The following is a 23,478-nucleotide window of genomic DNA, read 5'->3' as shown; positions in this document are numbered from 1 at the left end:
AGTGTTTATTTAGAAGAAGTCTATGTTAGAGGTCATGAAATAAAGAAAAAAAATGCACATATAAGCGTGCATTTTTCAGTGGTTATTTGAGGATATTGTTTCTACATAACTGATTCCATATAAAGCCTAAAAATGGTACCTTCTTTTACTTATCTTTTCATCTTCCCTCTCCAGTCAACTGAGTACCATTTTCAGGGAAAACTTGATCTAAATAGTATCGATCGTCTCTCGTTGAAGAAAACGAAAACAAATAGGTTTCTTCTGCTTCAATAAGGTTATAAACATTAGCATCCCTAATGTAAACCTTGAAATACTCCCTATTCTCTTCTTTCTCAGCCCCGTTATAGCCAATAACCCACATCTCCATATACTTTCCTGGTTCTATATGATGGTCTTTTTCCTCTACATAGAAGACACCAAATGTATGGCTATTTGTTATCACTTGAACATCTTTTTTTCCTATGAATAGAAAAACTATTCCTACTAAAATTAATAGTCCTATTAGCTGGGCTCTTCGTTTTTTCATACGTTAAACTTCTCCCATTTCAGATGCTCCAAATCTTTAATACACTTAACATCATTTTTAAACCACTCCATATTCCCAGCAAACCTTTCTGAGCATTCGAATTCAATTCTTGCAGCTTTTTGTCCTTGTACACAACGGAGGTTTGCAAGGAATTTTTGTTTACCATTTGGTTTGTCTAGACTTACACCAACATAGGGGAGTAACTCATAATGATAGCCTACTTCTAGGCTATCAAAATAATTATTTTTGACGATATCTCTAATTTTTATATAATCTTCATCATCAAGTCCCCACCTGATTACTATTCTTTCATCGAGAAGCATGACCTCAAGCTTAAGAAGGCTTCCAAAACGATCTTTGGAAGCCTTCAAGATTTTCATGTTTTGATGATTTGCTTGGATAGCGTAACCCATCTTAGTTAGATCCCCCACCATCGCTTCCGCCACCATGATTGTTCCACTGGTTGAATTGATTTCTAGTTGTTTCGGATTCAATATTTTGATTGCCTCTGTTCACATCCGGAGCCTGGCCCATTCCTTTATTCCTTTTATCCATATAGATAGTTATTCCGACAAGTAGCACTATTGGTACGATGATAAATAACCAGATCATGTGACACTCCTCCTTTTGATCTTATATATATTTATACGATTACTTTTATGAAAAGTTTCATTTATTTAATATTCTGTCATTTTTCAATATGTTGAAGACAGTTGAACCTGTGTTGGGGATGCTTCGGGCATATAGAACCTATATAAAAAGAGTGGCCCATCAACAGAACTTCCCCCACACCTAATTTTAGTTAGCTTCCATAATCACCCTGATATGAAATTGAATCATCTTCCATCTCTTTTAGCATATCTACCCAACCTGTTCGGCTTAATAAATTGCTCGGTAAGCCTATAAAAGGATTTGTTGCTTCACTCCATCCAGCTGCAGTGTCATGTATGCGGACTAATGTCGCTTCAACTTCCGTAGGAAAAGCGACTGTATCCAATCTATCCATATCCTCTTCCAACAATGTTTCCTCGATATATCTTAATTCCTCTGCAATTAAACTAGCACTAGTTTTAGTTGCAAACTGTAATCCATCAGAATGTTGTGGATAAATCGCTTTGGCCAGCTTTTCAATTTCATAGCTAGTATCCTCTATGTAGTTGAATCCATTCTTCAATTGAACCCATTGGGCATAAGGAATCTCTTTTTCACTCATCAGCCTTTGCATGATACTTGAAATAGTATTGGTCTCCGATTGCAGGTTCCCTACCATTTCCTTAAGATGCGGTTCCAAAAAATCTTGTTGCTTATTCACTTCCACATGCTTCTGAAATCCATAGAATACAGAAATAAATAAAAGAAACACCAAAATATAATATTGCTTGCTTGATTGTTGAAACATTTCTATTACCTCAAATCTTCTTTACTAATTCTTTCAGGCCTATTCCAAATTTTCAGGATTTAACTGTGTCATATGGTAGAAATAATTCCCACCATAAGAACCTCCCCCACCGCGTCGGAACGTATGCTCAAGACGAATTGATTCTCCGTCGTCACTAAAAGCCTGCCATTGATACATATACGAATGGCTAGAAGGAATATTTCCTGTTTCAGCTGGATGCGAATCAAAGGATCCAATCACTTCTTTCCATTCACTTGGCACTTTTACATACCCATAACTTCCCTTTTCTACTTCTACAGAATGTTTCATCTGTATCTTTGGATAATAAACCTCTAACTGATTATTATCCCCTACAGAAGTTACAGAATAATTCCGCTCAGATGTTAAATAAAACTCCCATTCACGTACCTCATCCTTTGGGTGAACATTCCAGTAAATATAAGAGTTCCCCTCATTAACTACTATTTGTGGATCAGAAGCGGTCGTTGCACCAACACATTCCCATTTCCAACCACTCCACACCCAAATGCTAGAACCATAGGATTTACCATCATTTGATAAGTGTGGGACAAAATAAGTTTTTTCATCTAATTGCATACTATCTAACACTTCAATTTCTTGAGTTAAATAATCCATATTTTCAATGATTTCGTCCTCTGAATAGAACGCTTTTGGTGTCATCATTATGTACGTTATAATAGTGCCGGTGATTAAAGCTACTAAAATAAATAACAGAAAGATTGCTTTTCTCCTCATTCAGCATTCCTCCTTTCTTCTAAAAAGGAAGCCGTCTTTGATCGATAGTAATGCTGTTTTTCCTTCGTGGTAACAAGCAGTCCCTTACCGTTTTGTTCCACATAAACACGAATCTTGTCACCAGTTTTCGACTTTACGCCTGTTAACAGATATGGAAATTTCTCTTGAATTTCGACTGGCTCTTCACTCTCTTCTTCTGGCCAAATCTGCTCTCGTATTTCTTCAAACCATTGAATGACGTTCGAGCGTTCGTAATTAAAAGTAGATAGGGATTCATCAAACTTTTCTTCATTTATTTTCACTTCTTCTCCAGATGGATGAGTTACCAATAATTCCACTTCTGAAACATCTGTAAGATACGTCCGCACTTCATCGTCCGGATAGAACACACCAGCTAATCCAATCGCAAGAATTGCTGTACTCAAAAATATAAAGTTGCCTCCAAAACCTGTCCAAGCATATTTCCGGTAAGCTTCCCATCGCCCTTTTCTTTTCAAGATTCCATACAAAATCCAAACTCCAAGTGGAAGAATTGCAATGGAAAATGGCTCATTAAAAAGTGAAAAAGTGAAGGTAAATGAAAACAGCCCCAATAAAACAGCAATAATTATCTTCCATAATTTTGGACGTTCTTCTGCATCTTGCCCAAGATAAATACGAATAACAAGCACAGCAATGATCACCCAAGCAAGAAGGATACAAAGCAACTCCATAATGTTCTCCGTATACCCGAAATTAATAGTCAGATTCCACACCCCATTCCAAGTAAAAACCATCTCTACAATTCTACCATTCTCCCATTTAAAACCCAATAACAGGAAAAAAATTTATCTTTTCCTAAAAAAAAGAGAACTCCGCATAGCTGCCAAAGAGTCCTCTAATAAGTAATGATAGTTGATTCACGTATAAACACTTGCACAAGTACCCGCAATCGGTTCGTAATAACAATGCTGTTTGAATTGACCGGAAAAAGGTTGGTCATACCAGGTTGGAGGACAAGGTGCGTATGGATTGAAATACCATAAAGCGTATTTTGCTGGATGCTCTCTCCAAGAAGTCAACGTCTTTCTTGCTAAGTTTTTTTCAACTGATCTTGCCCTGTTATAAAATAAATTACCTTTTTGGACCGCTTCAAATGAATAATTTCCGCCCTGCACTTGATAAATGACTTGAGGAATGGTCCTTACTTCTTTGAAGTCCAAACAATCTGCTACTGCACGATTGGTTATAACATTGCCGACATAAAGCATTCCCTGCTTTCCTTCACCTTCTGCTTCCGCTCTCATCATCCTTGCCACTAACGCTACATCTGAATCCGTAAACTTAACTCTAGCCATAATTTCACCTCAACACCATAGTATGAAAAAACGCCTAGATTGGTTTCAGATATTTTCAAAAATCGGTTGTATTAGATTGGTTTTGCTGTTTGAACGGCAATCCCCTTCTCTTGTAGCATATTTGTGATTCGCTCGAGCTTTAGCTGATGGTCGGAAGAAGAACCCGATTTTGAAACTAAGAACTTATCATCCTTCCCTTTTCCTTTGCCTACATAAAATAATAAATTACGTTCTGTTTCGATGACGGTTAAGGATTGGTCAGCAGGAATTTTCATCTTTTCCTTACCGAGTATAAAGGAATCAAAACGAGGATCATACCCAATAAGATAGTTAGAATTGGAGTCAAAATATAGAGAATGGAGTTTGTTGCTTCTATTCTCTATAATTTTTCTAAAGAATAGTCGGATCAAAAAAAGAATGACATAGTACATAACAATTCCAATAACCACGGTAACAATATTCAAAATAAGAAATTGGGTGCCATCTTGGGCAATCTGAAGGTTGGCTATAATGTTGTATCCACAAAATAAAAAGAGTGCAACTAAATTCCCCACAGTGGCCATCTTAAAAATAGATTTAAAATACGGCATGTATCGGAATAATTCGGTGTAATCTTGCTTTTCGATTGGAAATTGAAACGATATATTTTTTTTCAATGTGTACCTCCTGATGTTCAATGAATGTTCGCTCTTATGGGTAATTTGTAAATTCCAGCTCCTGATCTATGATGATTCCCTGTTTCACATAACTGATCAGCTTAGCAGATTCTGCCTCCACCCGTTGTCTACCATAGGGATTGAGGAACCAGTTGTCCTCTCGTGTAGTTCTATCATTGACTGGACAAAGAGAATAATCAATCCAATCTGGCATATAGGTTCGTAGTTTAAGATTCATTCGCCTCATATGATAATGACTTGTCACCACGATCAGGCGACTTATTTTATGGAGATGAAGCGCTCTATCCAATACAAGCAAAGATGCCAGGACATTTTCCTTTGTGTGGAGTGACTGGTTCTCAATGAGGATATCCTCAGAAGGAACCCCTAATTCCATGGCCTTCTCTGCTAAGAGCTGTGCCTCGCTAAGCTGATTCCCGTCCCATACGACTCCACCGGAAAACAATATCTTCCCTGCTCTTCCTTCCTGATAGAGCTGAATAGCTGGAGGCAACCGGTATTGGACCGCCTTGCTGCTCCCAGGAACAAAAATACAGTCACCGTTTCTATTATCATCTTTTATATTTTTAAATAATAGGTCGGTCATTTGTGCATCGGTAAGTTTGTGGACATCTAATTTTGAAATAGGTAGCTTCATGGTATTACTCCCACGATATGTATTTTTCAACCACTTCTAATTCCCATTATACAGACAAAGTGGAAGACTTTTTTATTTTTTTCTAAAAAAAGTGATCCAGTTTCTGATCTGCTCCGTTAGGTAAGTGAAACCAACTAAAAAGGAGTGCTTAGAACATGAACTGGAAAAAAGCAATCGTAGCTGTACCACTTAGCGTAGGATTATTAGTACCGACTTTTCAAGTAGCAAGTGCACACGATGGAGAACATCATCATCCACACGCATCTGTATCCACCCCGGCATCTGACTTGAGAGCGTCATTGGATGCATTATTATCAGAGCATGCTTTCTTAGCAGTCGTAGCAATGCAAAAGGGAATTGACGGAGCAGAAGACTTCGATCAAGCAGCTGGCGCATTGAATGCAAACACAGATGATTTATCCGCAGCAGTCGCTTCTGTTTATGGGGAAGAAGGCGGAGCAGCATTTAAAGAAATCTGGAGCAGCCACATTGGTTACTTCGTAGATTATGTAACGGCAACTGCTGAAGATAATGAAGAAGGCAGACAACAGGCGTTAGCCGAATTAGATGAATATACAGTAGAACAAGCAGCGTTTCTTGACACAGCAACAGAAAGTCGCCTAAAAGCAAGCGAACTAGAAGCTGGACTAAAAATGCACGTGGAACAATTAGTTTGGGCATTTGATAACTATGTCGCTGGAGACTTTGAAAAAGCATACGAAAACATGCGTCACGCAATTGAGCACATGTATGAGCCAGGAAAAGGTTTATCTTGGGCGATCACTGACCAGTTCCCAGACAAATTCGAGAATACTAGTGTTGATACACCAGCAGCTGACTTACGCGCTGACTTGAACCACCTTTTCGCTGAGCATGCTGCACTAGCAGTTCTAGCTATGCAAAAAGGAATTGATGGCGCCGGTGACTTTGAAAATGCTGCAGGTGCATTAAACGAAAACACAGCTGACCTATCTGCTGCTGTAGCATCCGTTTATGGGGAAGAAGGCGGAGCAGTATTTGAAGAGATCTGGAGCAGCCATATCGGATATTTTGTAGATTATGTAGTTGCTACTGGTGAGGAAAATGAAGAAGCCCGTGAAGCGGCAATCGCTGAGTTGGAAGAGTATAAAGTAGAGCAAGCTGCATTCCTAGACACTGCGACAGAAGGCCGTCTGAAAGCAGCTGACCTTGAAGAAGGACTGAAAATGCACATTGATGAACTACTTCTTGCTTTCAACAGCTATAATGAAGCAGACTATGAAACTACTTACAACACCATTCGTGAATCTTATGCCCACATGTTCGGTGTAGGCGAAATGATGTCTGGTGCAATTGTAGACCAGTTCCCAGAGAATTTTGAAAAAGACATGCCAACTGACATGCCTGCAGCAGGTATGGGTGGTACAGCGGACAATGGAATGAACGCTGCTATCGCTTGGACGGTTGCCGGACTGATATCCACGATTGTCTTAACGCAAGTCATTGCTTATAGAAGAAAAGCAACACAAGAATAATAGTTTGAAATAAGAAGAGAGGGATCGCTCCCTCTCTTTCCTACTCTCATTTTCTAAAAGGAGAAGAACTATGAGACTACTAACCGCTTTAGCATTCATGCTTCTATTACTGGCCGGATGTAGTTCGGGGACAGCTGGTGATCAGGCTACTGAAAAAGAATCTCCAAACGAAGCAACCGCGGCCAGCGAAACTGCGGCCTCTACCAATCAAAAAACTCCCCTCCCTACCCGTACACAAACAACAAACGAAAACGGGAAAGTCATTAAAGATGAATCGATCAGCATCGAACCCCACCGAATTGAAATCCCCTCCATCGGTGTCGATGCACTAGTGGAACAAGTAGGCGTTATCGAAAACGGTCAAATGGGAGTACCCGAATCTTTCGAAACCGTCGGCTGGTACAATGAAGGCCCCATGCCAGGAGAGCGCGGAAACTCCGTCATCTCTGGACATGTCGACAGCCGCAACGGCCCAGCAGTGTTTTTCGAGTTAAAAAATCTAGAAGCTGGTGACGAAATTATCGTTTCTAATGCAGATGGCGAATCCCTAACTTATGTGGTTGACAGAATAGAAACCTACCCTGAGGATGAGTCTCCTGTAGAGGCCATCTTTGATTATTCTTTCCAGAGCAATTTAAACCTGATTACCTGTACAGGGACGTTTAATCGGGAGAGCAGGAATTATTCTGATCGGTTGGTTGTGTATAGTAGTTTGAAGAAGTGAGGGTAGATGTTTTTAAGGAGAGAGGTCTTCGTTAAGACCTCTCTGACTAAGATTCTCCCCTTCTGATGTCTTCATACTACTTATCAAGACCTCTCTGACCTCATTTCTCACCAACAGATGTCCTCATAACCGCTATCAAGACCTCTCTGACCTCATTTCTCGTCAACAGATGTCCTCATGACCGCTATCAAGACCTCTCTGACCTCATTTCTCACCAACAGATGTCCTCATAACCGCTATCAAGACCTCTCTGACCTCATTTCTCGTCAACAGATGTCCTCATAACCGCTATCAAGACCTCTCTGACCTCATTTCTCACCAACTGATGTCCTCATAACCGCTATCAAGACCTCTCTGACCTCATTTCTCGCTAACAGATGTCCTCATACCATCTATGAAAACATCCCTACCCTCAATTCTTTCCAACAGAAGTCTTCATACTCTCTTACATTACCGTGCCACACTCCCCGCCTCCACAACACGGCCACTCTGCTTCTCACCAATCTCTGGATGCACTTTTTCAATAACCGACGGCCTCGCCATGATGAGTGTTATAACGATGAGCATTCCCGCTGATAAGAGCAAGATCCACTCCCCCGGTAAGACATCATACAATACACCATAAATTACCATACCAAGAGGAATAAGTGCCATCGCCATCGTTTCGATAATGGAAAACACGCGCCCCTTGAATTCATCAGCAACGGACTTTTGAAGCATCACTTGCAATGGGGTATTAACGATAATAATGAGTGAACCAAAACTGAACATTAGGACCATATAATAAGAGAACATTATCCAGTATGACATCGACCACAACAGCGGAAGAGAAATCGCTCCCATAACCGCTCCCATTCCTATGATTCCCCTTTTGGAAACAAGCAGTGGAAATTTCACTTCTTTACGTCCGGAAAAATAAAACGACATTAACAACATGCCTAGAGAAAACGCTCCTTGTGTGAAACCAAAATGCTGGGATTCCATTTTTAAATTTTCAATCAGAATATACGAATACCCAACTTCATAAGCCCCAAAGAGAAAATTAATAAGTAAAAGTATCCAGATTATGGCCAAAATTGAATTCTGCAGACGCAAGTAGCGTAAACCTGCTTTCATGCTCTGCATCATGGATTCTTTCTTCTCCCCCTCCTCTAAGCTACTTTTATCCTCAGAAAACAGGCGGAAATTCATTGTTGATTCCAAAATGACAGCAATGACAGAAGCAACAATAAACATGATAAGGAATACAGGAATCGGCACTGTTCCATAAAGAAGCCCACCAACTGCCGGGCTCCCAATGGCAGCAAAAGAGATCGCCATCTGGTTCATCGCCGTTGCTTTTTGAATTCTAGCCTTATCAATCAAACCCGTAATGGATGAAGTAAAGGCAATTCCTGAAAACATGGAAGTTAAAGAAAGGATACAAGTTGTTGTGTAAATCGCTATGAGGGAGAGTCCTGATGTAAGAGTGTAAATGAGAAGTCCTGTAATGGCTAAAGTGGTGGCTACTTGTGAGATAATAACAATCTTTTTTCTAGAATACCGATCAGTGATGGTTCCAGCAAATGGTCCAGCAAGCGTTCTTGGGAGAATATTACATAAAAGATTTGTCGCAAAACTAGTAGCAGATCCAGTAAGCTGCAAAATATAAAAACTAACGGCAAATGCATATACCTGGGACCCGAAGGTGGAGATTAATTTACTAATCATAAAGGTGTACAGGTGATATGTCGCTCTTTTTAACTTTAAGCTTTCCTCCATTAAAAGCACCCCGTTTTTTAAAAGTTTAATTTAATTAAACAAATCGTACCATATTAAGGTATTCCAATTCAAGGAAAAGTTTAATATAATTAAACAAATATATTTTTTTACAAGGAGTGCACACCTCTATGCTCGGAGATCGGATACGAAAATTAAGAAAACAAAAGAAGATGACGTTGGAAGCATTGGCGGGGGCAGGACTGACTAAAGGGATGCTTAGTCTGATTGAAAACAACAAAGCAAACCCTTCCATGGAAAGTCTTACATATATTGCACATCAGCTTGGGGTGGATGTGTCAGACTTGTTGGGAGAAGGCAACACCGAGGAGTTGCGGAAAACATTAGAACGTGTGGAGCAGATTTACAACGTTCCGTTTAGCAAATCAGACTTTCCTGATAAATATAAGCAACTAATTGAACTAATCGACCCCCATATCCAGAAACTCTCCAAAGGATATGAGAGTGCCAGGCTGATGGAGATTTACAGCTATGCCATTCAGCGAGAAAATAAAAACGGATGGGAAATTTCACTAAAGAAGGCATCTGATATGTATGATGAGATGAACATTTCTTCCAATCGGACTTCTATTGGGATTTTCCGAGCAACTATCGCCTTCATGGAGCATCATTATGAGGAAGCTCTATATATATTCATGAAAGAACGGAAAGAAATTGAAGACAAACACGCCTACATAGAACCAATCGCCAGACTCGATCTTGATTATAATGAAGCTATTTACTTATATGCTGTGGGGGATTCGAAGGCAGCGATCGAAACGACGGAAAAGGCACTTGCCTATTCTAAGGAAAAGCGAATCTTTTATCTTACAGATGACCTATATCGCTTGGCGGCTGCACATGCATTGATGGAAGAGAATGAACATGAAAAAGAGTATTATTTAAGCAAATTGAAGCAATACGGAGAGTTTGCAGATCATGCCTCCTCCCTCTACTTTTGTGAGTTGTTCTCCATAATGGATTTGATTACAGAGAAAAAGGAATATGAAAAGGCGCTCACTAAAATTGATCAATATCTTTCCTCAGAAGAAATTGCGAGATACTATTCTCCTTGGTTCAATCTAGAAAAAGCAAAAGCGCTATATTACATGGGACGCTATGAAATGGCAGCTCTGGCATTAGAATTGTTCGTAATGCCTGACAATCACCATCCAATTGATCTATCTTTTTTATATGTAAAAGATTCCTACCAAGCACTCATCCTATTAGAGCTCGGAAAAATAGAAGAATCCTTAACTGCCGCACAAATTGCTGTCGACAACTTCAAACCGCTCCTAGATTCCAAGATGAAAGCTTTCAGTAAAAAGGTACTAGAAACAGTTCTCGAAAAGAGTCGGTAACAGGGACAGGCACGGCGACCCACTATGGGTCGCCGTGCCTGTCCCTAAAACCCAAAAAGCACTTTTAAAAATTCTGATCTCTGTTAGAATGAATCTTAATATATTTTACAAAGATTGGGGTTTTCATTATGGAGAACTTTTTTCTGTTTGTCGTTATGAGTGTCTTATTGATTATTCTACCCGGCCCTGACACGGCTATCGCCACCAAAAACACCTTATCTGCCGGGAGAGTCGGCGGATTCAAAACCATTCTAGGTACCTTTTGTGCCATCCTCATCCATACCATCGCAGCCGTCGTCGGTTTATCTGCCATTATTGTTAAATCTGCATTTCTGTTCTCTGTTCTTAAATATGTTGGTGCCGTTTACCTTGTCTACCTGGGGGTTAGAACAATCTGGGCACTCCGCAACAACAAAGCGGAGAATGTGATGGACGATACTAGTTCTAATAAATATAAAAACCAATCTCACTTTAAACAAGGTTTCCTAACAAACATGCTAAATCCCAAAGTTGCGGTCTTTTTTCTGACCTTCCTGCCACAATTCGTTGACCCGGGAACTAGCACAATCGGACCCTTCCTCCTGATGGGAGTTACCTACGCTGTCCTGACAGCCATTTGGTTTGTCCTTTACATCTATCTAGTTGACCAGATTAGTGCATTTATGAAAAGACCACGTACCACCACTGTTATTGAATCCATTACCGGTCTAGTGTTGATTGGGTTTGGAGTCAAGTTGGCGTTGGAAAAAGGTTCAGAGTGAAAATTAAACAAACATAAATAAGAAGCCAAACAACCTATTTTGATCAGGTCGTTTGGCTTCTTTTAGTTTTTACATGAAGGCATCCCTGGCACTTCCCCACTTGAAGGTTCCAACCTCTTTTGCTTGCACTGTTCCTCTAAACCCAGCATCAGGAGCTTCTGAATAGCCATTGTTTCTGGTGTTCGATTGTCTGAATAGGCAAGATTGCTTTCTTCCAACGGATCTTTAGTCAAATTGTAAAGTTCATACTGATCTGGTACTGGTCTCGTTTTAGTGGACATGATGCACAATGCACAGTCAATATGCTCACCTGTAGATGTTTTAGAAACTTGAGTGGTTGTGACGTTCTCAACTCCAGGATTACTCCAAAACTGTGGGCTATCGTAATAACGTGTAAGTTTCCAGATTTCCTTTGTGCCATTTTCTCCTGTGGAGATCTTAGTGATAATGGCTTCCATGTGGTTTGGTTGAATGACAGCATGATAAGGTTCCCCCGTTGCCGAAACTTGGTTAGGGCCCTGGGTAACATCGTCGTCACTCATAAAATAAAGCGGCTCGTTCGCACGGTAGAATTTATTTTTCCCCATGAGTAGTGGTGTTAGATCACGACCTACTAATGGGTGAACTTCTGTGTGATCACGCTTAAGTTGTTGTTGGATTTCTTCTGCGTCAATGTCTGCAAGTCCTAACATTGTCGGTAGCACATCGACATGGCTTGTAAGCATGTCGGTGGTTTCTTTTCCGGAAAAAAGTTTTGGGCTATGGATAATCAAAGGCACATGGATGGATTCTTCGTAAGTGTTATTCCATTTCTGATAAAGGCCGCCATGCGCACCAAGCAACTCTCCGTGGTCAGATAAAAAGATCACAATAGTATTTTCGTAAAAGGTAGAATCCTGCAAGGTTCGGAAAACCTTCCCCAATTCTTGGTCTGCCTTCTTTTGCAAGGAATAATAAAGCTGTCTGTATGAAACGTTGTCTCTTATCGGCTGGAGTGCCTTTGGGTAAATCTCACGATAACTCTCTTGGGCGGAAGGCTTGGTACTTAGTGATTCATTGTCGGTCGGCGATGGCGGGATGAAAGGCACGGATGGGTCAATTTCAAAGTTAAACATTGGGCTTAGTTCTGTGTAAATGCCATAGATGGCAATGTCATGGGGGTTGACGAGCGAGCACATAACAAACCACGGGGAAGAGTCTCTATGACATTCATTTTCCAATGACTGAAGGAGCTCAACAGTTTCTTGAGCATAGATGACATCTCTTCCGCTTACCCCAATTGCAGCAGAGCTTGCCGAGTTCCGAGGAGAGGAACCATGTGGCTCTGGTCCGACCCAACCGTCAAATCCGTAATCACTTAGGCGGTTGGAGGCGAGATACTTCTCTACATTTCTCTTGTCCGGTCTGCCTGTAGAGGTATAGCTTGCCAGAGAGTTTTTCGTTCCTGGTATTAGAATGTCTTCTTCAGACGCATGCCATTTGCCTTTCCAAAAAGTCTTGTAACCTGCTGCCCGAAAATATTCCCCCATAGTTGGCACGGTATTAGGATCAAGCCAAAACATGTCTGGATCAAAAGAGGTTTTTGCTGCACCACTCGTTTGTGTCACACCATGAAGGGATGGATATTGTCCAGTATATAGAGTGGTTCTGCTTGGAGAGCAAGCGGTGCTTCCAACATAGTGTTTTGTAAATTCAAAACCATTCTTCTTTAGTAGCTCCTGAGTTTGCAAGTTTTCCCGTTGCCATCTTCTAAGTTCTTCGTTTTCATATACGCTCGGGTAACGTTGCTGATCTACCATCAGGATGAGAAAATTGGGTTTCTTGATTGTCTGTGATTCTTTAGCCATCGTTGTCCCACCTTTACTGTTCAATCTGTTCCATCTTAACTATATGCACAGAAGTTTTAGCTTATTTCAGGGACAGGCACCTTGACCCCTATTGGTTCGAATTGCCTGTCCCTTCTACCCACAACCGTGTTATAATCTGATGGAGGTGTTAGATAATGAATAAACGATGGACTATTAGTAAAATAAATGAGTTTGTGGAGAAGAATTCAGATAGTAAATTGCTATCCACTGAATACCACGGCTTTTCTCAGAAGTTACTTTTTAAATGTGATTGTGGAAGCAACTTTGAAAAGACTTTTACAAAATTTAAGAATAACAACCAACGCAAATGTGACGTGTGCCAGCCACCAAAGGATTCACGTTAATAGATACCCTGAAAAGTGCCAATAGAATTTGGCACTTTTTTGTTTTGTCTCCCAATTTGCAGGAACTCCTAATTGTTTTATCGAAATAGTTGTTACCGAAAACTTTTAAGGAGGAGTGGTCTTTGAAACATACATATACCGTCATGTCCTTTAATCTGCGTGTTATTGTTGCTTCTGACCCATTTAGCTGGGATGATCGAAAACACTGGATTGCAGACACCATAAATACTTATACGCCTGACGTTATCGGCACACAGGAAGCAACCATTCCAATGCTTGAATGGTTAAAAGAGACTTTCGAAGAGTCCTATGAAGTATACGCAGTCAATCGAACCGAATCCACGGAGGTTGGAGAATTCAGTGCTGTATTTGTTAAAAAGTCCCGTTTCATCATAGGTTCAAAAGGATCCTTTATGCTAGCAGAAACTCCAGATATTATTGGGACTATGGGATGGGATGCACACTGCGAAAGAATTTGTTCCTGGGTGGAGCTTATTCCAAAGAGACAAACCGAGCCAGTTTTGCGCTTTTTTAATACACACCTTGATCATATGGGGAAGCTTGCAAGGAAGGAAGGATTGAAACTAATTTGTGATGTGATTCGTAGGAAAGATAACGAGCAAAGCTTGCCAGTTATCTTAACCGGGGATTTTAATGATGCGCCTGAGAGTGAAGCATTAGCAGAAGTATCGTCCATGAAAAGCTGTTATTCTTGTTTTACTGAAGAAGAAAAGGAAAACAGCCTTACTTTTCATGCTTATGAGGGTGGAACAAAAGGGAGTCCCATCGATTACATATTCGGTTCAAACGGGGTAGAGTTTCTTACTGCCCGCATTCTTAGAGACAGTTTTAATGGAGGGTACCCGTCAGATCATTATCCTGTTTTGGCAACAGTAAAAATTTTAGAAGGTGATGAAGATTTAAAAAAAAGTACAGGTACTCTTATTAGCCATGACTGTGCTGGCAACCATTTTCCTGATATGGGCAGGACTCTCAGGCAACAATGATATTTTCCCACTTCTTCTAACTTTGGTTGTCACACTTTCTATGGGAAACCTTATGCTCCAACACCGGAATAATAGAGGATTTCACTTATATCGGATTGCATTTGGCTTTGGTTTGTTTTCATTATTGTTGAGTGCTACTTATTTTGTGACTGGATAAATGAGGAGGAGAGAAAAAATGACTACCAAAACCATTTTGCAGATCACATCTTTATCAGGCTATGAACCGGAAATTGGCCGTTCTCTATGGTGTTTAGAAGATGTACGCCACAACCTAACTGAAAAATTAAAAGGGGTCAGCCAAAGTGAGCTTGATAGAAAAATAGAAACCAGACAGTCCATCGGATCTCTGTTGTATCACATTGCTTATGTAGAAGCTGGTTGGCTATATGGGGAAGTAATGGAAAAAGACGCGTGGGACTTAGAAATAGAAAAACTTTTCCCATTGGATGGATGGCCTGACGGGAAGTTGGTACATATTGAAGGGGATACTCTCGAAACCCACCTTCACCGATTAAATAAAGTGAGAGAGACCTTGCTTTCCCACTTTTTTTCTATGGATCTGGAAGATTGGCGCAGGGTTAGGGTGCTTGATGAATATGAAGTAACACCTGAGTGGGTGATTTATCATCTAGTTGAACATGAGGCACATCACCGGGGGCAGATTTTCCAGTTATTGAGGGAGATTCGGGGAGGTTAAAACCTCCCTTCACGCATTATACAATACCTATAATTAATACAATCGCAAGTCCAATGATTGCCCCAATATCAACCGCGTATCTACTATTCTCTTTCTTCTTTTCAAATACACTAATAAACTTACCGAGTATCACCAACAATATTGCTATAGATATTAGAATGTTACTAGTCACAGAGCTAAAATAAGTATCTGCTATAAACACATACATGGTTGGAATCACAATCAACAATCCTGCAACTGTGTACAAAAACCACTTTACTTTTTCCAAATGATCACCTTCTTAAATTTATATGAAAATATCTACTATTCTCTACGTTTATGAGCTAAATAAGGTTCCCTTATTTGAAAATAAAATGCCTGAAGACCATTTCATATTGTTTTTCTCGTTAAAAATGTGTTCATACCTGTTATGAACACATTTTTACATCGATTTCCAATCTGGGATTGTCTTCATCGTGTTCAAACTCAGCCCATGAGCCGAAATATCGTGCATTAATTAGCAAGGGACGACTCCTATGCTTTATAAGCAATCCAGCCGCCATTTCATTTATCTCAAAAAAGATTGAACGACATCTCCTAATACCTGAATACCTTTCTCAATATTCTTCTCACTCTCATAGCTGAATGAAAGGCGGAGGTACTCTTCCCCTTCTGTCTGATCGAGGAAAAAGTATTTACCTGGAAGGAATGATACCCCTGCCTCGGTTGCTTTTGAAAGTAGTTTCTCTGTATCTACACCTGGGATCTTCACCCAGACAAAGTAACCGCCTTTTGGTACAAACCAGGACAAATTTTCAGGAAGGTACTTTTCAAGGGCTGCCAGCATAACTTGGCATTTTTTCTGATATGACTTACTTAAAGTTCCCAACCGCGTTGAAAAATCTGTATTCTCCAAAAGTGTGGCCATGGTCGCTTGTGAGAAAGGATGCTCCAAATCTTTTTTGAACCAGAATAAGGCTTGGATGAATCTTTCTGTAGCATGCACCCAGCCAATTCTCATGCCTGGGGCCACAACTTTTGACAAGGATCCGACGTAAAGAACTCTGTCCTTCGTATCAAAAGACTTAAGCGTCTTCGGATTGTTAATAAAACCAAGCTCACCATATGCATCGTCTTCCAGCACCAAGAAATCGTATTCCTCTGCTAGATTTAGAACCTGTCCCCTCCGCTCTTCTTTCATCGTCGTACCAGTTGGATTGTGGAAGGTTGGGATGGTATATAAAAAACTTGGCATCGTCAACCCTTTTTTCTTTCTCTCCGCAAGCAACTCCGCTAACTGTTCCGTTTGAAGACCGTCCTTATCTATTGGAACTGTTACTATCTTATCTGTGTAATTTTGAAAAATCTCGAGTGCCTCCATATAGGTTGGAGACTCTACTATCACGACAGCTTCCTTATCAAGAAAGATACGTGCAATAAGATCAATAGCCTGGCATGCGCCGGCTGTGATTAAAAGCTCGTCATTTTTTGCAGCCATACCTCTTACTTCCTGCCTCAACCGTACCCATTCTTTCAACTTATCAATTCTCGGACTTCCTATGTAGTGTAGTGGAAGGTCATTTTCTTCTTCAAGCAATTGAGCAACTGCTTCTTTTAATTCCTTAGATGGGACTAAGTGAGGTGCAGGGTAGCCGGAATGCAAACGTATTGCGTTAGCTGGAACGGACGGGATCCATTCGCCGGGAGGGTTATTTTGTAGGGCCGCTTTGATGTTTTTAGGAAAAAAAGATTCCGTGTTCATTGGTACCAGACACCTTTCCAATTTATAAGTTCTTTCTATTTTAAACTTACTTTCACTTGATAAACAATAGAGCAAACCCGATTTAGGGTCTGCTCTGTTCATTTTTTCATGCTATTAGTTTTTCGATGCATCAAGCGCTTGATAATCTGTTTGATACTTTCCGCCTTCTGCCACTTCAGAGTGATAGAGAGCTTTTAAGGCGAAGTTCTTTTCTAAGCCGTGCTCGTCCATCATTTCTCTTAAACGTTGCTGCAATTCATCATTGTCTTTAATAAGCTGTTTCATTTGTGATTTTAAAAATTTCATCAGGTGTTAGCCCCTTTCGGTTATGGCATCTATCAGCTTAGTATACATGATATCGAATAATTAATATCCAAAACAAATAAAAAAGGGAGTCCCAAGACTTTTCATTTCTTGGAACTCCACTAATCTTTTTAAAATGCCATTCTATTTTTGCCCGTTCGTTTTACCTTATAAAGGGCCTCATCAGCTCTCCTTATTATCTCGTTCACTTTACTCGTATCAAAAGTAGCCGGGTCCCACACAGCTCCCCCTATACTACAACCGACAGAAACTTCTTGTACGTTCACTTTGAATGGCTTGTTGATGGAGGCGATGATGCCTTCCCCCCACTTTCAATCCTTTCTTTTTCAGGGTGAGCAGCAACAGGCAGGACCATGACAAATTCATCTCCACCCATTCTGGCAACCATCCCCCCTGCAGGTGTCACTTCACTAAGCCTCTCACTAACATCTTTTAGAAGAATATCCCCTGCTTCATGACCTAGATTGTCATTTAACTTTTTTGAAACCATCCAAGTCCATATAGAGAACACCGAATGGAAGATCCTTTTTCATTGTTTCCTCTATAAAAGCATACAACGGGATTCGGTTTGGCAGTCCAGTTAAATGATCGCGATGGGCGACGTTTTCCATTTTCTCTAGCGCAGTCTCTGTTTTCGTGAGCTTAGAGATCAGTTTTTTTAAAGAATACGAGAGAACTTCTATTTCCTTAATGCCTTTGTGGTCAGGTATAGTTACCCGTTCCCCACGCCTCAACTGATCCGCAGCAGTTGTTATATTTTTTAGCGGTGAGGTTATTTTACCGGCAACAATCCAACCAAGGATCGCAAGCAGCCCAGCCAAAATAAATCCAAACTTGTAGATGTATTGCTGTGTTTCTCTAATTGGAGCATATGCATCATCTATTGGTTGCCGGACAAGAATCACCCAGTCGAGCCCAGGATAATCTTTGTACCCGCTTGCCAGGACATATCCGGTCAGATACTCTTTCCCATTCGGCCACTGTTCAAGAACCCAGCCGTTATCCCCTTTTCGGGCTTCTTTCACGCTTGTCAGTTGCAGCATACTTCCGAGCTCTTCTTCTGGTCCAAGCAACACACTATCATCCACTCCACTTACAATAAACATATCCAAACTGTTTCTTTTCTGAAGTGGTTTCATCATAGAATCCTCAATTTCCTTGGCCCATTCCCAGCTTAAATGAGCCGCCAATACACCAATAAATTGATTTTCTTCATTATATACTGGCGTACTGATATCCACGAACTTCATTACTTCACCGGTAGGGTTCGGTAGCAATTCTGCAAGTAGTACCGCTTCATGGACATCGCCGATAAAAGTTTTATTTTGTGCTTCTGTGAACACCGGCCTTTCTGATATGTCTGCCCCTTGTAAAATTCCATCGGTTGAGGACAGGACAGCACCGTCCTTATCTGTCATTCCTATCCAAGAAAAAGAAGGGAATTTCTCCTTCAGCCGATCAAGAATTTGCTGTTGTCCAACCAAATCTTCTGTCTGTCTCATTTCTGATAGAGTGCTCAGCATGGAGACCTCTCCGTAACGCGACCACATATAATGATCTAATTTCCCCGCCATAATATAGGATGTCTCTTTAAGCGAATTTCCTATCTCACTTCGAACCTCATCATTGGAACGGTGTCCAATCGCAACGCTCAACACAATCGTCAAAACAATAATCAATGTTGCAAAACTTGCTGATAATAGTGCCTGTAAACTGAACGATCTTTTCATAATGCCCCCATGTTTATCTATGTAAAATTACTTTATAAATATAGCATAGGGATGGTGGAAGGAATATACATTGTTAATTTCATTAAATTAATTTAATCTAAAATCCCCTGAAGTCGTTCTTACTTTTAGCAAGAATTCCCCGTCTCCAATTTGCCCTTCTATATTCCTCTCACTTTTCTCTTTATATTGCATTCCATCTAAGTTTACGGTTCCCTTTCCTGATCGCCCTTTGAAGTCAACTGCTAGAGAGGAAGGATTTTCGTCGAACTTAACTCTCACATCTCCGCTTGTTACCTCCACCTCCAGATTGCCTGTTACACGTTTATTATCTATCTCGATATCCCCAGAAGTAGTCTCAACGTCTACATTCCCTTCAACACCCCAGACATTGATATCTCCTGATGTGGTATCCACTTGAAGATCCGATAGAACTTCCTTAAAGGTGATATCGCCGCTTGTTCCTTCAATAGTTATGTTCTTGGCTACCGTGTTCTCAATGCGAACATCACCACTTGTCAGTTCAATGGAATAGCTATCTTTTATGGTAATATTTTCGACCATAATATCCCCAGAAGTCACCTCTGTTCTCAAGGAATCCACTTGCAACCCTGACATTTGAATATCGCTTGATGTGGAAATGGTGGATAACTCTGTATAAGTTTTTTCCGGTACTTCTATTTCGACTTTCAAGCTTGTTATGTTGGTACCAATTTGGAATTCCATGTTTGGTTGTACGACTTCAATTTGTATTGTTCCGTCGACTTCCTTAACTATAAGTTTATACTTGCCCTTGTTTTTCTCACTAACATCTCCGGATAATTTCGCATAGATGTCCTCTCTTTCCACAGAAACCACTTTGATATCCGCGGATGTGGCGCGGATTTCTATGTTTTCCGCTTCACTGCCGTCCACTGTTTCTTCTTGTTCAATTGGAGACGTACTGAAATTAAAACTAAACGTTTCTTTGAATTGACCAAAAACCACTGTCGCTCCAATCACCAATAAAATGAGAACAAACAAAAACGATAATACTTTTTTCACGCATGTTCCCCCTCCCTATCTTTTAATCTAACGCTATAGTGTCGCATGGATTTTGGTATCCCCTTTATCTTGAAGTAACCTTCAAAAGCAAGAGTTCGAAGGCGATATTCTAAAAACGCAGTATTGAATTCCCCTTCTAACTGACCATGCATTTCACCGATAATACGCGTTGCCTTTACAAAATCATTTTCGGCAAAATCCCTTTGGACTTTTTGAGCACAATGAAGTAATTCTCGGTCTATATAGTCTTCAGGAACCCCTCGTATCTCCTCGTTCTTCCAAATACGAAGCAGGTCCTTCGTTTCTTTTAGTTGAAGCCACTCGTCTGATAATTGGTTTCTAGCATTTATGGGCAGAATATTTTCCGATTCATTTTCAAAAATAACTTTCAACGTTTCCGGCATGATTTCACCCGAATGGAAAGGTGTGAATTGATTGGTATGAGGAAGCTTTCCATATCCCTTGGTTGCATTAATAAGGACCACTTCATTGTCACTGTTACGCAGCAGGTGAAGGATGTATCGATGAAAAATTTGTTCATGAGCGTTATCGGCTGTCCACAGGACTATAGGGATATGTGGAGGGATATGGGTCAATTCTTCAATCGCTTTTTTAAAAGTCCTACTAAACTCTTCCTCTAAGGAATCTTCGAAAATATTAATATGATCTTGCAACCATTCTTCCCTTTCGGATGAATCACCTAAGGGGCCGATATCAAACATTTCCCAAAATCCTATCACTTTATGGTTTCGCTCCAAGCCAACCTTCAGCGATCCGGCAGTAGATTCACTCCCAGCAATATGTATCATGTCATAACTTGTTCGAGGTGGTGACTGGTGGTCCATTATTTGTACTATATGCTGTATTTCTTCTATAATCTCTTCTTTTGGCACATCTATTTTCGTTAATTGATCTAATCGGAGCAAGGTTAAGTGCAGACATGTTTTCGCATCCTTTTCGGATAGTTGTTCAATCGTTTCCTTTAACTTCTCTAACATAGTTCAACCCCCAAGGAATATTTTACCTATAGCCTAACTATATCACCTCTAAAAGGCTAATTCTACCACTATATTGTTTTGATCTTTCTATTCAAATTTTTCCAATTTAATAGTAAGATAGCATCAGAAACTTTCTAGTTTGTACATACGTATGTAAAAGATACAACTTAAATGGACGAAAAGGTCCCGTCCCGAGGAGGATACAATGGTAATAAATTACCGGTATATAACAGTGTTAGTTTTGAGCATCAGTTTAATTCTCTCTGCCTGTTCAGATAAAAATACAATTGTCGAAGAAAATCAGCCTACTGAGCAAGAAGTAGTAATAGACGAATATGAACAACTTGTGGATAAAAAGAATGCAGAATTGGAGCTAGAAGCACTTGAGCTAACTTCTTATGCAGAAGAAGTTAATGCGACTTTCAGGACACCTGAGTACAAAGAATTCAGTGCAAACGGGTACTTAGAAATCGCCGGAAATGTTGAAAAGCATGCTGATTTAAAAGGAGAGTACGTTTGGATTAAGGTGCGTTCCGATGAGGACGGACCGACAGGGGATCTGATGGAATATTACGCACCAATAAAAGATGGCGAATTTAAGGAAAACATTTCTTTTTTTAATGGCGAAGGGCAATATCGTGTCACCGTTCAACTCCCTGACACAAAACGTGAAAATTATTATTACGATACTGCTAGTTTCACCGTCCATAATGTGAACCCGGAATCAACCTATGATATTTCTTTAACTCCTTTTGGACATGATGCCGGACTTCAGTTCGATGTAGAATCTTCATTTTTAAAGGAAAATGAGCTATTCTCTTTCGAAGGGAAAGCAAGTAATCTCTTAGACGGGGATACCATCATGCTTCAGTTAAAAAAGGACTCCGATATTTGGAAGCATATGGTCACTGTTGAAAATGGAAAATTTTCAACAGACATTCCACTGTTCTATGGAAAAGGACTTCACCAACTGGAAGTCTTGGTCCCGGATGGTGAGCGGGAAGACTACTATCAACTTGCATCGACTCTCTATATAGACAACGCCTCTGAACGAGTGATGGAGCCTTTAGAATATTATTCTGCATATAAAGAGCGTGGCGTGACACTTGAATCCCCTCAATACGGAGGGGACGAGGCAGAAGGAACCTATTCAGTAAAAGGTAGAATTGACCCTGAAGCTGAGTTTGGGCCACAGACTACCCACATTTATGTAACGACGAAAAAAGGCGACGATGAGGCACTAGATGTAATCCCTGTAGAAAACTATGAGTTTGATGGATCCTTTCATCTTCGTTTCGGACCTGGTGAATATGAAGTAACATTGAGCGTCCCAGAAATCAAAGAAGAAAACAGTGATTTTTTCCGCTATTATGGATTTGCTAAATTTGATGTGACCGCTTCTGCTGAAGATAAACGCGACCTACTGCCTTCTCGGGGCGTTCAGTCTGATGCGCCTGAGATTATTAAACTTGCTGAAGAGCTGACTGGTGGTAAGAATTCTGACCGCGAGAAGGCAATAGCCATTTACGAATATGTTGCTAAGAATGTCAGCTATGATGTGCAAAAATACAGAAACAATGAGTTTGAATGGGACGACAGTGCACTGAAGACTTTGGATTCCATGACAGGTGTCTGTCAGGATTATGCCTACCTGGCAATTGCTCTAATGCGTGCAAGTGGGGTCGAGGCTAGATATGTGGAGGGGCGAGCTGGCTCTCCATGGCCGGGGAATCATGCATGGGTCGAGGCGAATTTGGACGGCGAGTGGATTGAGATGGACCCTACATGGGGATCAGGATATATCGATCGTGATGATAAGTTTGTTGCTGCTTATAATGAGGACTATTTTGATCCAAATCCGGATGAGTTTAAGAAGACGCATACGCGGACTGGGGTAAGGTATTGATGGGTTGAATTGATTTATTAGTTCATGTTGGTGGTCACATAGAAGTTATCTATGTGGCCACTTTTTGTATGGATTTCGGGACTGAACTGAGGGAGATGAGATATGCATTTAGTGAAATATGGATTCTATTAGACAAATTCCCTGGATTTCACTGAGCTTTACGCTTTGAGACATCTTCACTGTTACCGTTTGTCACTTCCCCACCACGCTTCGGGCCTTGAGTCGCCTTCTCTGTTACCGTTTTCCACTCCCCAACCTCGCTTTAGGCCTTGAGACGCCTTCTCTGTTACCGTTTGCCACTCCCCAACCTCGCTTTAGGCCTTGAGACGCCTTCTCTGTTACCGTTTGCCACTTCCCCACCACGCTTCGGGC

The 23,478-nt window shown here is 40.6% G+C and carries 27 protein-coding genes; 8 read left to right on the top strand and 19 right to left on the bottom strand.

Annotated features, from left to right (window positions below):
* Positions 1-157: 157 nt before the first annotated feature.
* The 9 genes from M313_RS0118555 to M313_RS0118515 all read right to left on the bottom strand — a co-directional run bounded on the left by M313_RS0118555 (position 158) and on the right by M313_RS0118515 (position 5,332).
* The gene (locus M313_RS0118555; protein WP_010198737.1) at positions 158-526 is read right to left on the bottom strand and encodes a hypothetical protein; all 369 of its coding nucleotides are present in this window, start codon (positions 524-526) and stop codon (positions 158-160) included.
* Complete coding sequence (locus M313_RS0118550; RefSeq protein ID WP_010198735.1) at positions 523-939, bottom strand: hypothetical protein; 417 nt, start codon at positions 937-939, stop codon at positions 523-525. The genes M313_RS0118555 and M313_RS0118550 overlap by 4 nt, the downstream gene beginning before the upstream one ends.
* Position 940: 1 nt before the next feature.
* A complete protein-coding gene (locus tag M313_RS0118545) occupies positions 941-1,138 on the bottom strand; it encodes a hypothetical protein (protein WP_010198732.1) in 198 nt (65 codons plus the stop codon).
* A 190-nt stretch (positions 1,139-1,328) separates the two neighbouring features.
* Positions 1,329-1,925, bottom strand: coding sequence for a hypothetical protein (locus M313_RS0118540; RefSeq protein WP_010198730.1), 597 nt, complete (start codon positions 1,923-1,925; stop codon positions 1,329-1,331).
* A 39-nt stretch (positions 1,926-1,964) separates the two neighbouring features.
* Positions 1,965-2,681, bottom strand: a complete 717-nt coding sequence (locus M313_RS0118535; RefSeq protein WP_010198727.1) for a hypothetical protein — start codon at positions 2,679-2,681, stop codon at positions 1,965-1,967.
* The gene (locus tag M313_RS0118530; RefSeq protein ID WP_157182511.1) at positions 2,678-3,394 is read right to left on the bottom strand and encodes a hypothetical protein; all 717 of its coding nucleotides are present in this window, start codon (positions 3,392-3,394) and stop codon (positions 2,678-2,680) included. Before M313_RS0118530 ends, M313_RS0118535 begins: the two co-directional genes overlap by 4 nt.
* 186 nt (positions 3,395-3,580) lie before the next feature.
* Positions 3,581-4,018 carry a cell wall hydrolase gene (locus M313_RS0118525; RefSeq protein ID WP_010198722.1) on the bottom strand — a complete coding sequence of 146 codons (438 nt, stop codon included), beginning with the start codon at positions 4,016-4,018 and terminating at the stop codon, positions 3,581-3,583.
* A gap of 71 nt (positions 4,019-4,089) precedes the next feature.
* A complete protein-coding gene (locus tag M313_RS0118520) occupies positions 4,090-4,674 on the bottom strand; it encodes a hypothetical protein (protein ID WP_010198717.1) in 585 nt (194 codons plus the stop codon).
* Positions 4,675-4,708: 34 nt separating this feature from the next.
* Positions 4,709-5,332, bottom strand: a complete 624-nt coding sequence (locus M313_RS0118515) for a YdcF family protein (protein WP_010198714.1) — start codon at positions 5,330-5,332, stop codon at positions 4,709-4,711.
* Between the two features lie 155 nt (positions 5,333-5,487).
* On the opposite strand from M313_RS0118515, the gene M313_RS0118510 reads away from it, so the two are divergent.
* Both M313_RS0118510 and M313_RS0118505 read left to right on the top strand, forming a co-directional pair.
* The gene (locus tag M313_RS0118510) at positions 5,488-6,846 is read left to right on the top strand and encodes a hypothetical protein (protein WP_010198711.1); all 1,359 of its coding nucleotides are present in this window, start codon (positions 5,488-5,490) and stop codon (positions 6,844-6,846) included.
* 70 nt (positions 6,847-6,916) lie between these two features.
* Positions 6,917-7,570 (top strand): class F sortase, encoded by a 654-nt coding sequence (locus M313_RS0118505; protein ID WP_010198708.1) that lies wholly within the window; start codon positions 6,917-6,919, stop codon positions 7,568-7,570.
* Positions 7,571-8,020: 450 nt separating this feature from the next.
* On the opposite strand, the gene M313_RS0118500 is transcribed toward M313_RS0118505, so the two are convergent.
* The gene (locus M313_RS0118500) at positions 8,021-9,331 is read right to left on the bottom strand and encodes an MFS transporter (protein ID WP_010198707.1); all 1,311 of its coding nucleotides are present in this window, start codon (positions 9,329-9,331) and stop codon (positions 8,021-8,023) included.
* A gap of 128 nt (positions 9,332-9,459) precedes the next feature.
* Between M313_RS0118500 and M313_RS0118495 the strand changes: the two genes are divergently transcribed.
* Both M313_RS0118495 and M313_RS0118490 read left to right on the top strand, forming a co-directional pair.
* Positions 9,460-10,689 (top strand): helix-turn-helix domain-containing protein, encoded by a 1,230-nt coding sequence (locus M313_RS0118495; protein ID WP_010198706.1) that lies wholly within the window; start codon positions 9,460-9,462, stop codon positions 10,687-10,689.
* 128 nt (positions 10,690-10,817) lie between these two features.
* Positions 10,818-11,450, top strand: a complete 633-nt coding sequence (locus M313_RS0118490) for a LysE family translocator (RefSeq protein ID WP_010198705.1) — start codon at positions 10,818-10,820, stop codon at positions 11,448-11,450.
* 62 nt (positions 11,451-11,512) lie between these two features.
* Here the strand turns inward: M313_RS0118490 and M313_RS0118485 are convergent, their stop codons facing one another.
* Positions 11,513-13,297: a sulfatase family protein gene (locus M313_RS0118485; protein WP_010198704.1), complete on the bottom strand. Its 1,785-nt coding sequence runs from the start codon at positions 13,295-13,297 to the stop codon at positions 11,513-11,515.
* 155 nt (positions 13,298-13,452) lie between these two features.
* On the opposite strand from M313_RS0118485, the gene M313_RS0118480 reads away from it, so the two are divergent.
* From M313_RS0118480 to M313_RS0118470, 3 genes are all read left to right on the top strand, one after another.
* Positions 13,453-13,662, top strand: a complete 210-nt coding sequence (locus M313_RS0118480) for a hypothetical protein (protein WP_010198703.1) — start codon at positions 13,453-13,455, stop codon at positions 13,660-13,662.
* A gap of 122 nt (positions 13,663-13,784) precedes the next feature.
* Positions 13,785-14,669, top strand: a complete 885-nt coding sequence (locus tag M313_RS24055; protein WP_010198702.1) for an endonuclease/exonuclease/phosphatase family protein — start codon at positions 13,785-13,787, stop codon at positions 14,667-14,669.
* 175 nt (positions 14,670-14,844) lie between these two features.
* Positions 14,845-15,366 carry a DinB family protein gene (locus M313_RS0118470; protein ID WP_010198700.1) on the top strand — a complete coding sequence of 174 codons (522 nt, stop codon included), beginning with the start codon at positions 14,845-14,847 and terminating at the stop codon, positions 15,364-15,366.
* 16 nt (positions 15,367-15,382) lie between these two features.
* Here the strand turns inward: M313_RS0118470 and M313_RS0118465 are convergent, their stop codons facing one another.
* From M313_RS0118465 to M313_RS0118440, 8 genes are all read right to left on the bottom strand, one after another.
* The gene (locus M313_RS0118465; protein ID WP_234946586.1) at positions 15,383-15,613 is read right to left on the bottom strand and encodes a histidine kinase; all 231 of its coding nucleotides are present in this window, start codon (positions 15,611-15,613) and stop codon (positions 15,383-15,385) included.
* A gap of 300 nt (positions 15,614-15,913) precedes the next feature.
* Positions 15,914-17,107, bottom strand: a complete 1,194-nt coding sequence (locus M313_RS0118460; protein ID WP_010198696.1) for an aminotransferase-like domain-containing protein — start codon at positions 17,105-17,107, stop codon at positions 15,914-15,916.
* Between the two features lie 114 nt (positions 17,108-17,221).
* On the bottom strand, positions 17,222-17,413 hold the full coding sequence (locus tag M313_RS0118455) for a hypothetical protein (RefSeq protein ID WP_010198693.1): 192 nt from the start codon (positions 17,411-17,413) through the stop codon (positions 17,222-17,224).
* Between the two features lie 128 nt (positions 17,414-17,541).
* Complete coding sequence (locus tag M313_RS26690; protein WP_157182510.1) at positions 17,542-17,697, bottom strand: diguanylate cyclase domain-containing protein; 156 nt, start codon at positions 17,695-17,697, stop codon at positions 17,542-17,544.
* Positions 17,694-17,921 (bottom strand): diguanylate cyclase domain-containing protein, encoded by a 228-nt coding sequence (locus M313_RS26685; RefSeq protein ID WP_010198686.1) that lies wholly within the window; start codon positions 17,919-17,921, stop codon positions 17,694-17,696. Before M313_RS26685 ends, M313_RS26690 begins: the two co-directional genes overlap by 4 nt.
* Entirely contained in the window at positions 17,899-19,161 is a 1,263-nt protein-coding gene (locus M313_RS24050; RefSeq protein ID WP_010198683.1) for a sensor domain-containing diguanylate cyclase, read from the bottom strand. Before M313_RS24050 ends, M313_RS26685 begins: the two co-directional genes overlap by 23 nt.
* 87 nt (positions 19,162-19,248) lie before the next feature.
* A complete protein-coding gene (locus tag M313_RS24725; RefSeq protein WP_010198681.1) occupies positions 19,249-20,202 on the bottom strand; it encodes a DUF4097 family beta strand repeat-containing protein in 954 nt (317 codons plus the stop codon).
* A complete protein-coding gene (locus tag M313_RS0118440) occupies positions 20,199-21,200 on the bottom strand; it encodes a DUF1835 domain-containing protein (RefSeq protein WP_010198678.1) in 1,002 nt (333 codons plus the stop codon). The genes M313_RS24725 and M313_RS0118440 overlap by 4 nt, the downstream gene beginning before the upstream one ends.
* 205 nt (positions 21,201-21,405) lie before the next feature.
* Between M313_RS0118440 and M313_RS0118435 the strand changes: the two genes are divergently transcribed.
* The gene (locus tag M313_RS0118435) at positions 21,406-23,106 is read left to right on the top strand and encodes a transglutaminase-like domain-containing protein (protein ID WP_010198675.1); all 1,701 of its coding nucleotides are present in this window, start codon (positions 21,406-21,408) and stop codon (positions 23,104-23,106) included.
* Positions 23,107-23,478: the final 372 nt, after the last annotated feature.

The organism is Bacillus sp. m3-13, assembly GCF_000175075.1.
Classification (GTDB): domain Bacteria; phylum Bacillota; class Bacilli; order Bacillales; family Bacillaceae_I; genus Sutcliffiella_A; species Sutcliffiella_A horikoshii_C.
This window is presented reverse-complemented; position numbering and strand designations above follow the sequence as displayed.

What these genes read in the sequence shown, in the direction of transcription:
- M313_RS0118555 (WP_010198737.1), bottom strand. Translation starts at nt 526, where the DNA reads ATGAAAAAACGAAGAGCCCAGCTAATAGGACTATTAATTTTAGTAGGA.
- M313_RS0118550 (WP_010198735.1), bottom strand. Translation starts at nt 939, where the DNA reads ATGGGTTACGCTATCCAAGCAAATCATCAAAACATGAAAATCTTGAAG.
- M313_RS0118545 (WP_010198732.1), bottom strand. Translation starts at nt 1,138, where the DNA reads ATGATCTGGTTATTTATCATCGTACCAATAGTGCTACTTGTCGGAATA.
- M313_RS0118540 (WP_010198730.1), bottom strand. Translation starts at nt 1,925, where the DNA reads ATGTTTCAACAATCAAGCAAGCAATATTATATTTTGGTGTTTCTTTTA.
- M313_RS0118535 (WP_010198727.1), bottom strand. Translation starts at nt 2,681, where the DNA reads ATGAGGAGAAAAGCAATCTTTCTGTTATTTATTTTAGTAGCTTTAATC.
- M313_RS0118530 (WP_157182511.1), bottom strand. Translation starts at nt 3,394, where the DNA reads ATGGAGTTGCTTTGTATCCTTCTTGCTTGGGTGATCATTGCTGTGCTT.
- M313_RS0118525 (WP_010198722.1), bottom strand. Translation starts at nt 4,018, where the DNA reads ATGGCTAGAGTTAAGTTTACGGATTCAGATGTAGCGTTAGTGGCAAGG.
- M313_RS0118515 (WP_010198714.1), bottom strand. Translation starts at nt 5,332, where the DNA reads ATGAAGCTACCTATTTCAAAATTAGATGTCCACAAACTTACCGATGCA.
- M313_RS0118510 (WP_010198711.1), top strand. Translation starts at nt 5,488, where the DNA reads ATGAACTGGAAAAAAGCAATCGTAGCTGTACCACTTAGCGTAGGATTA.
- M313_RS0118505 (WP_010198708.1), top strand. Translation starts at nt 6,917, where the DNA reads ATGAGACTACTAACCGCTTTAGCATTCATGCTTCTATTACTGGCCGGA.
- M313_RS0118500 (WP_010198707.1), bottom strand. Translation starts at nt 9,331, where the DNA reads ATGGAGGAAAGCTTAAAGTTAAAAAGAGCGACATATCACCTGTACACC.
- M313_RS0118495 (WP_010198706.1), top strand. Translation starts at nt 9,460, where the DNA reads ATGCTCGGAGATCGGATACGAAAATTAAGAAAACAAAAGAAGATGACG.
- M313_RS0118490 (WP_010198705.1), top strand. Translation starts at nt 10,818, where the DNA reads ATGGAGAACTTTTTTCTGTTTGTCGTTATGAGTGTCTTATTGATTATT.
- M313_RS0118485 (WP_010198704.1), bottom strand. Translation starts at nt 13,297, where the DNA reads ATGGCTAAAGAATCACAGACAATCAAGAAACCCAATTTTCTCATCCTG.
- M313_RS0118480 (WP_010198703.1), top strand. Translation starts at nt 13,453, where the DNA reads ATGAATAAACGATGGACTATTAGTAAAATAAATGAGTTTGTGGAGAAG.
- M313_RS0118470 (WP_010198700.1), top strand. Translation starts at nt 14,845, where the DNA reads ATGACTACCAAAACCATTTTGCAGATCACATCTTTATCAGGCTATGAA.
- M313_RS0118460 (WP_010198696.1), bottom strand. Translation starts at nt 17,107, where the DNA reads ATGAACACGGAATCTTTTTTTCCTAAAAACATCAAAGCGGCCCTACAA.
- M313_RS0118455 (WP_010198693.1), bottom strand. Translation starts at nt 17,413, where the DNA reads ATGAAATTTTTAAAATCACAAATGAAACAGCTTATTAAAGACAATGAT.
- M313_RS26685 (WP_010198686.1), bottom strand. Translation starts at nt 17,921, where the DNA reads ATGGTTTCAAAAAAGTTAAATGACAATCTAGGTCATGAAGCAGGGGAT.
- M313_RS24050 (WP_010198683.1), bottom strand. Translation starts at nt 19,161, where the DNA reads ATGAAAAGATCGTTCAGTTTACAGGCACTATTATCAGCAAGTTTTGCA.
- M313_RS0118440 (WP_010198678.1), bottom strand. Translation starts at nt 21,200, where the DNA reads ATGTTAGAGAAGTTAAAGGAAACGATTGAACAACTATCCGAAAAGGAT.
- M313_RS0118435 (WP_010198675.1), top strand. Translation starts at nt 21,406, where the DNA reads ATGGTAATAAATTACCGGTATATAACAGTGTTAGTTTTGAGCATCAGT.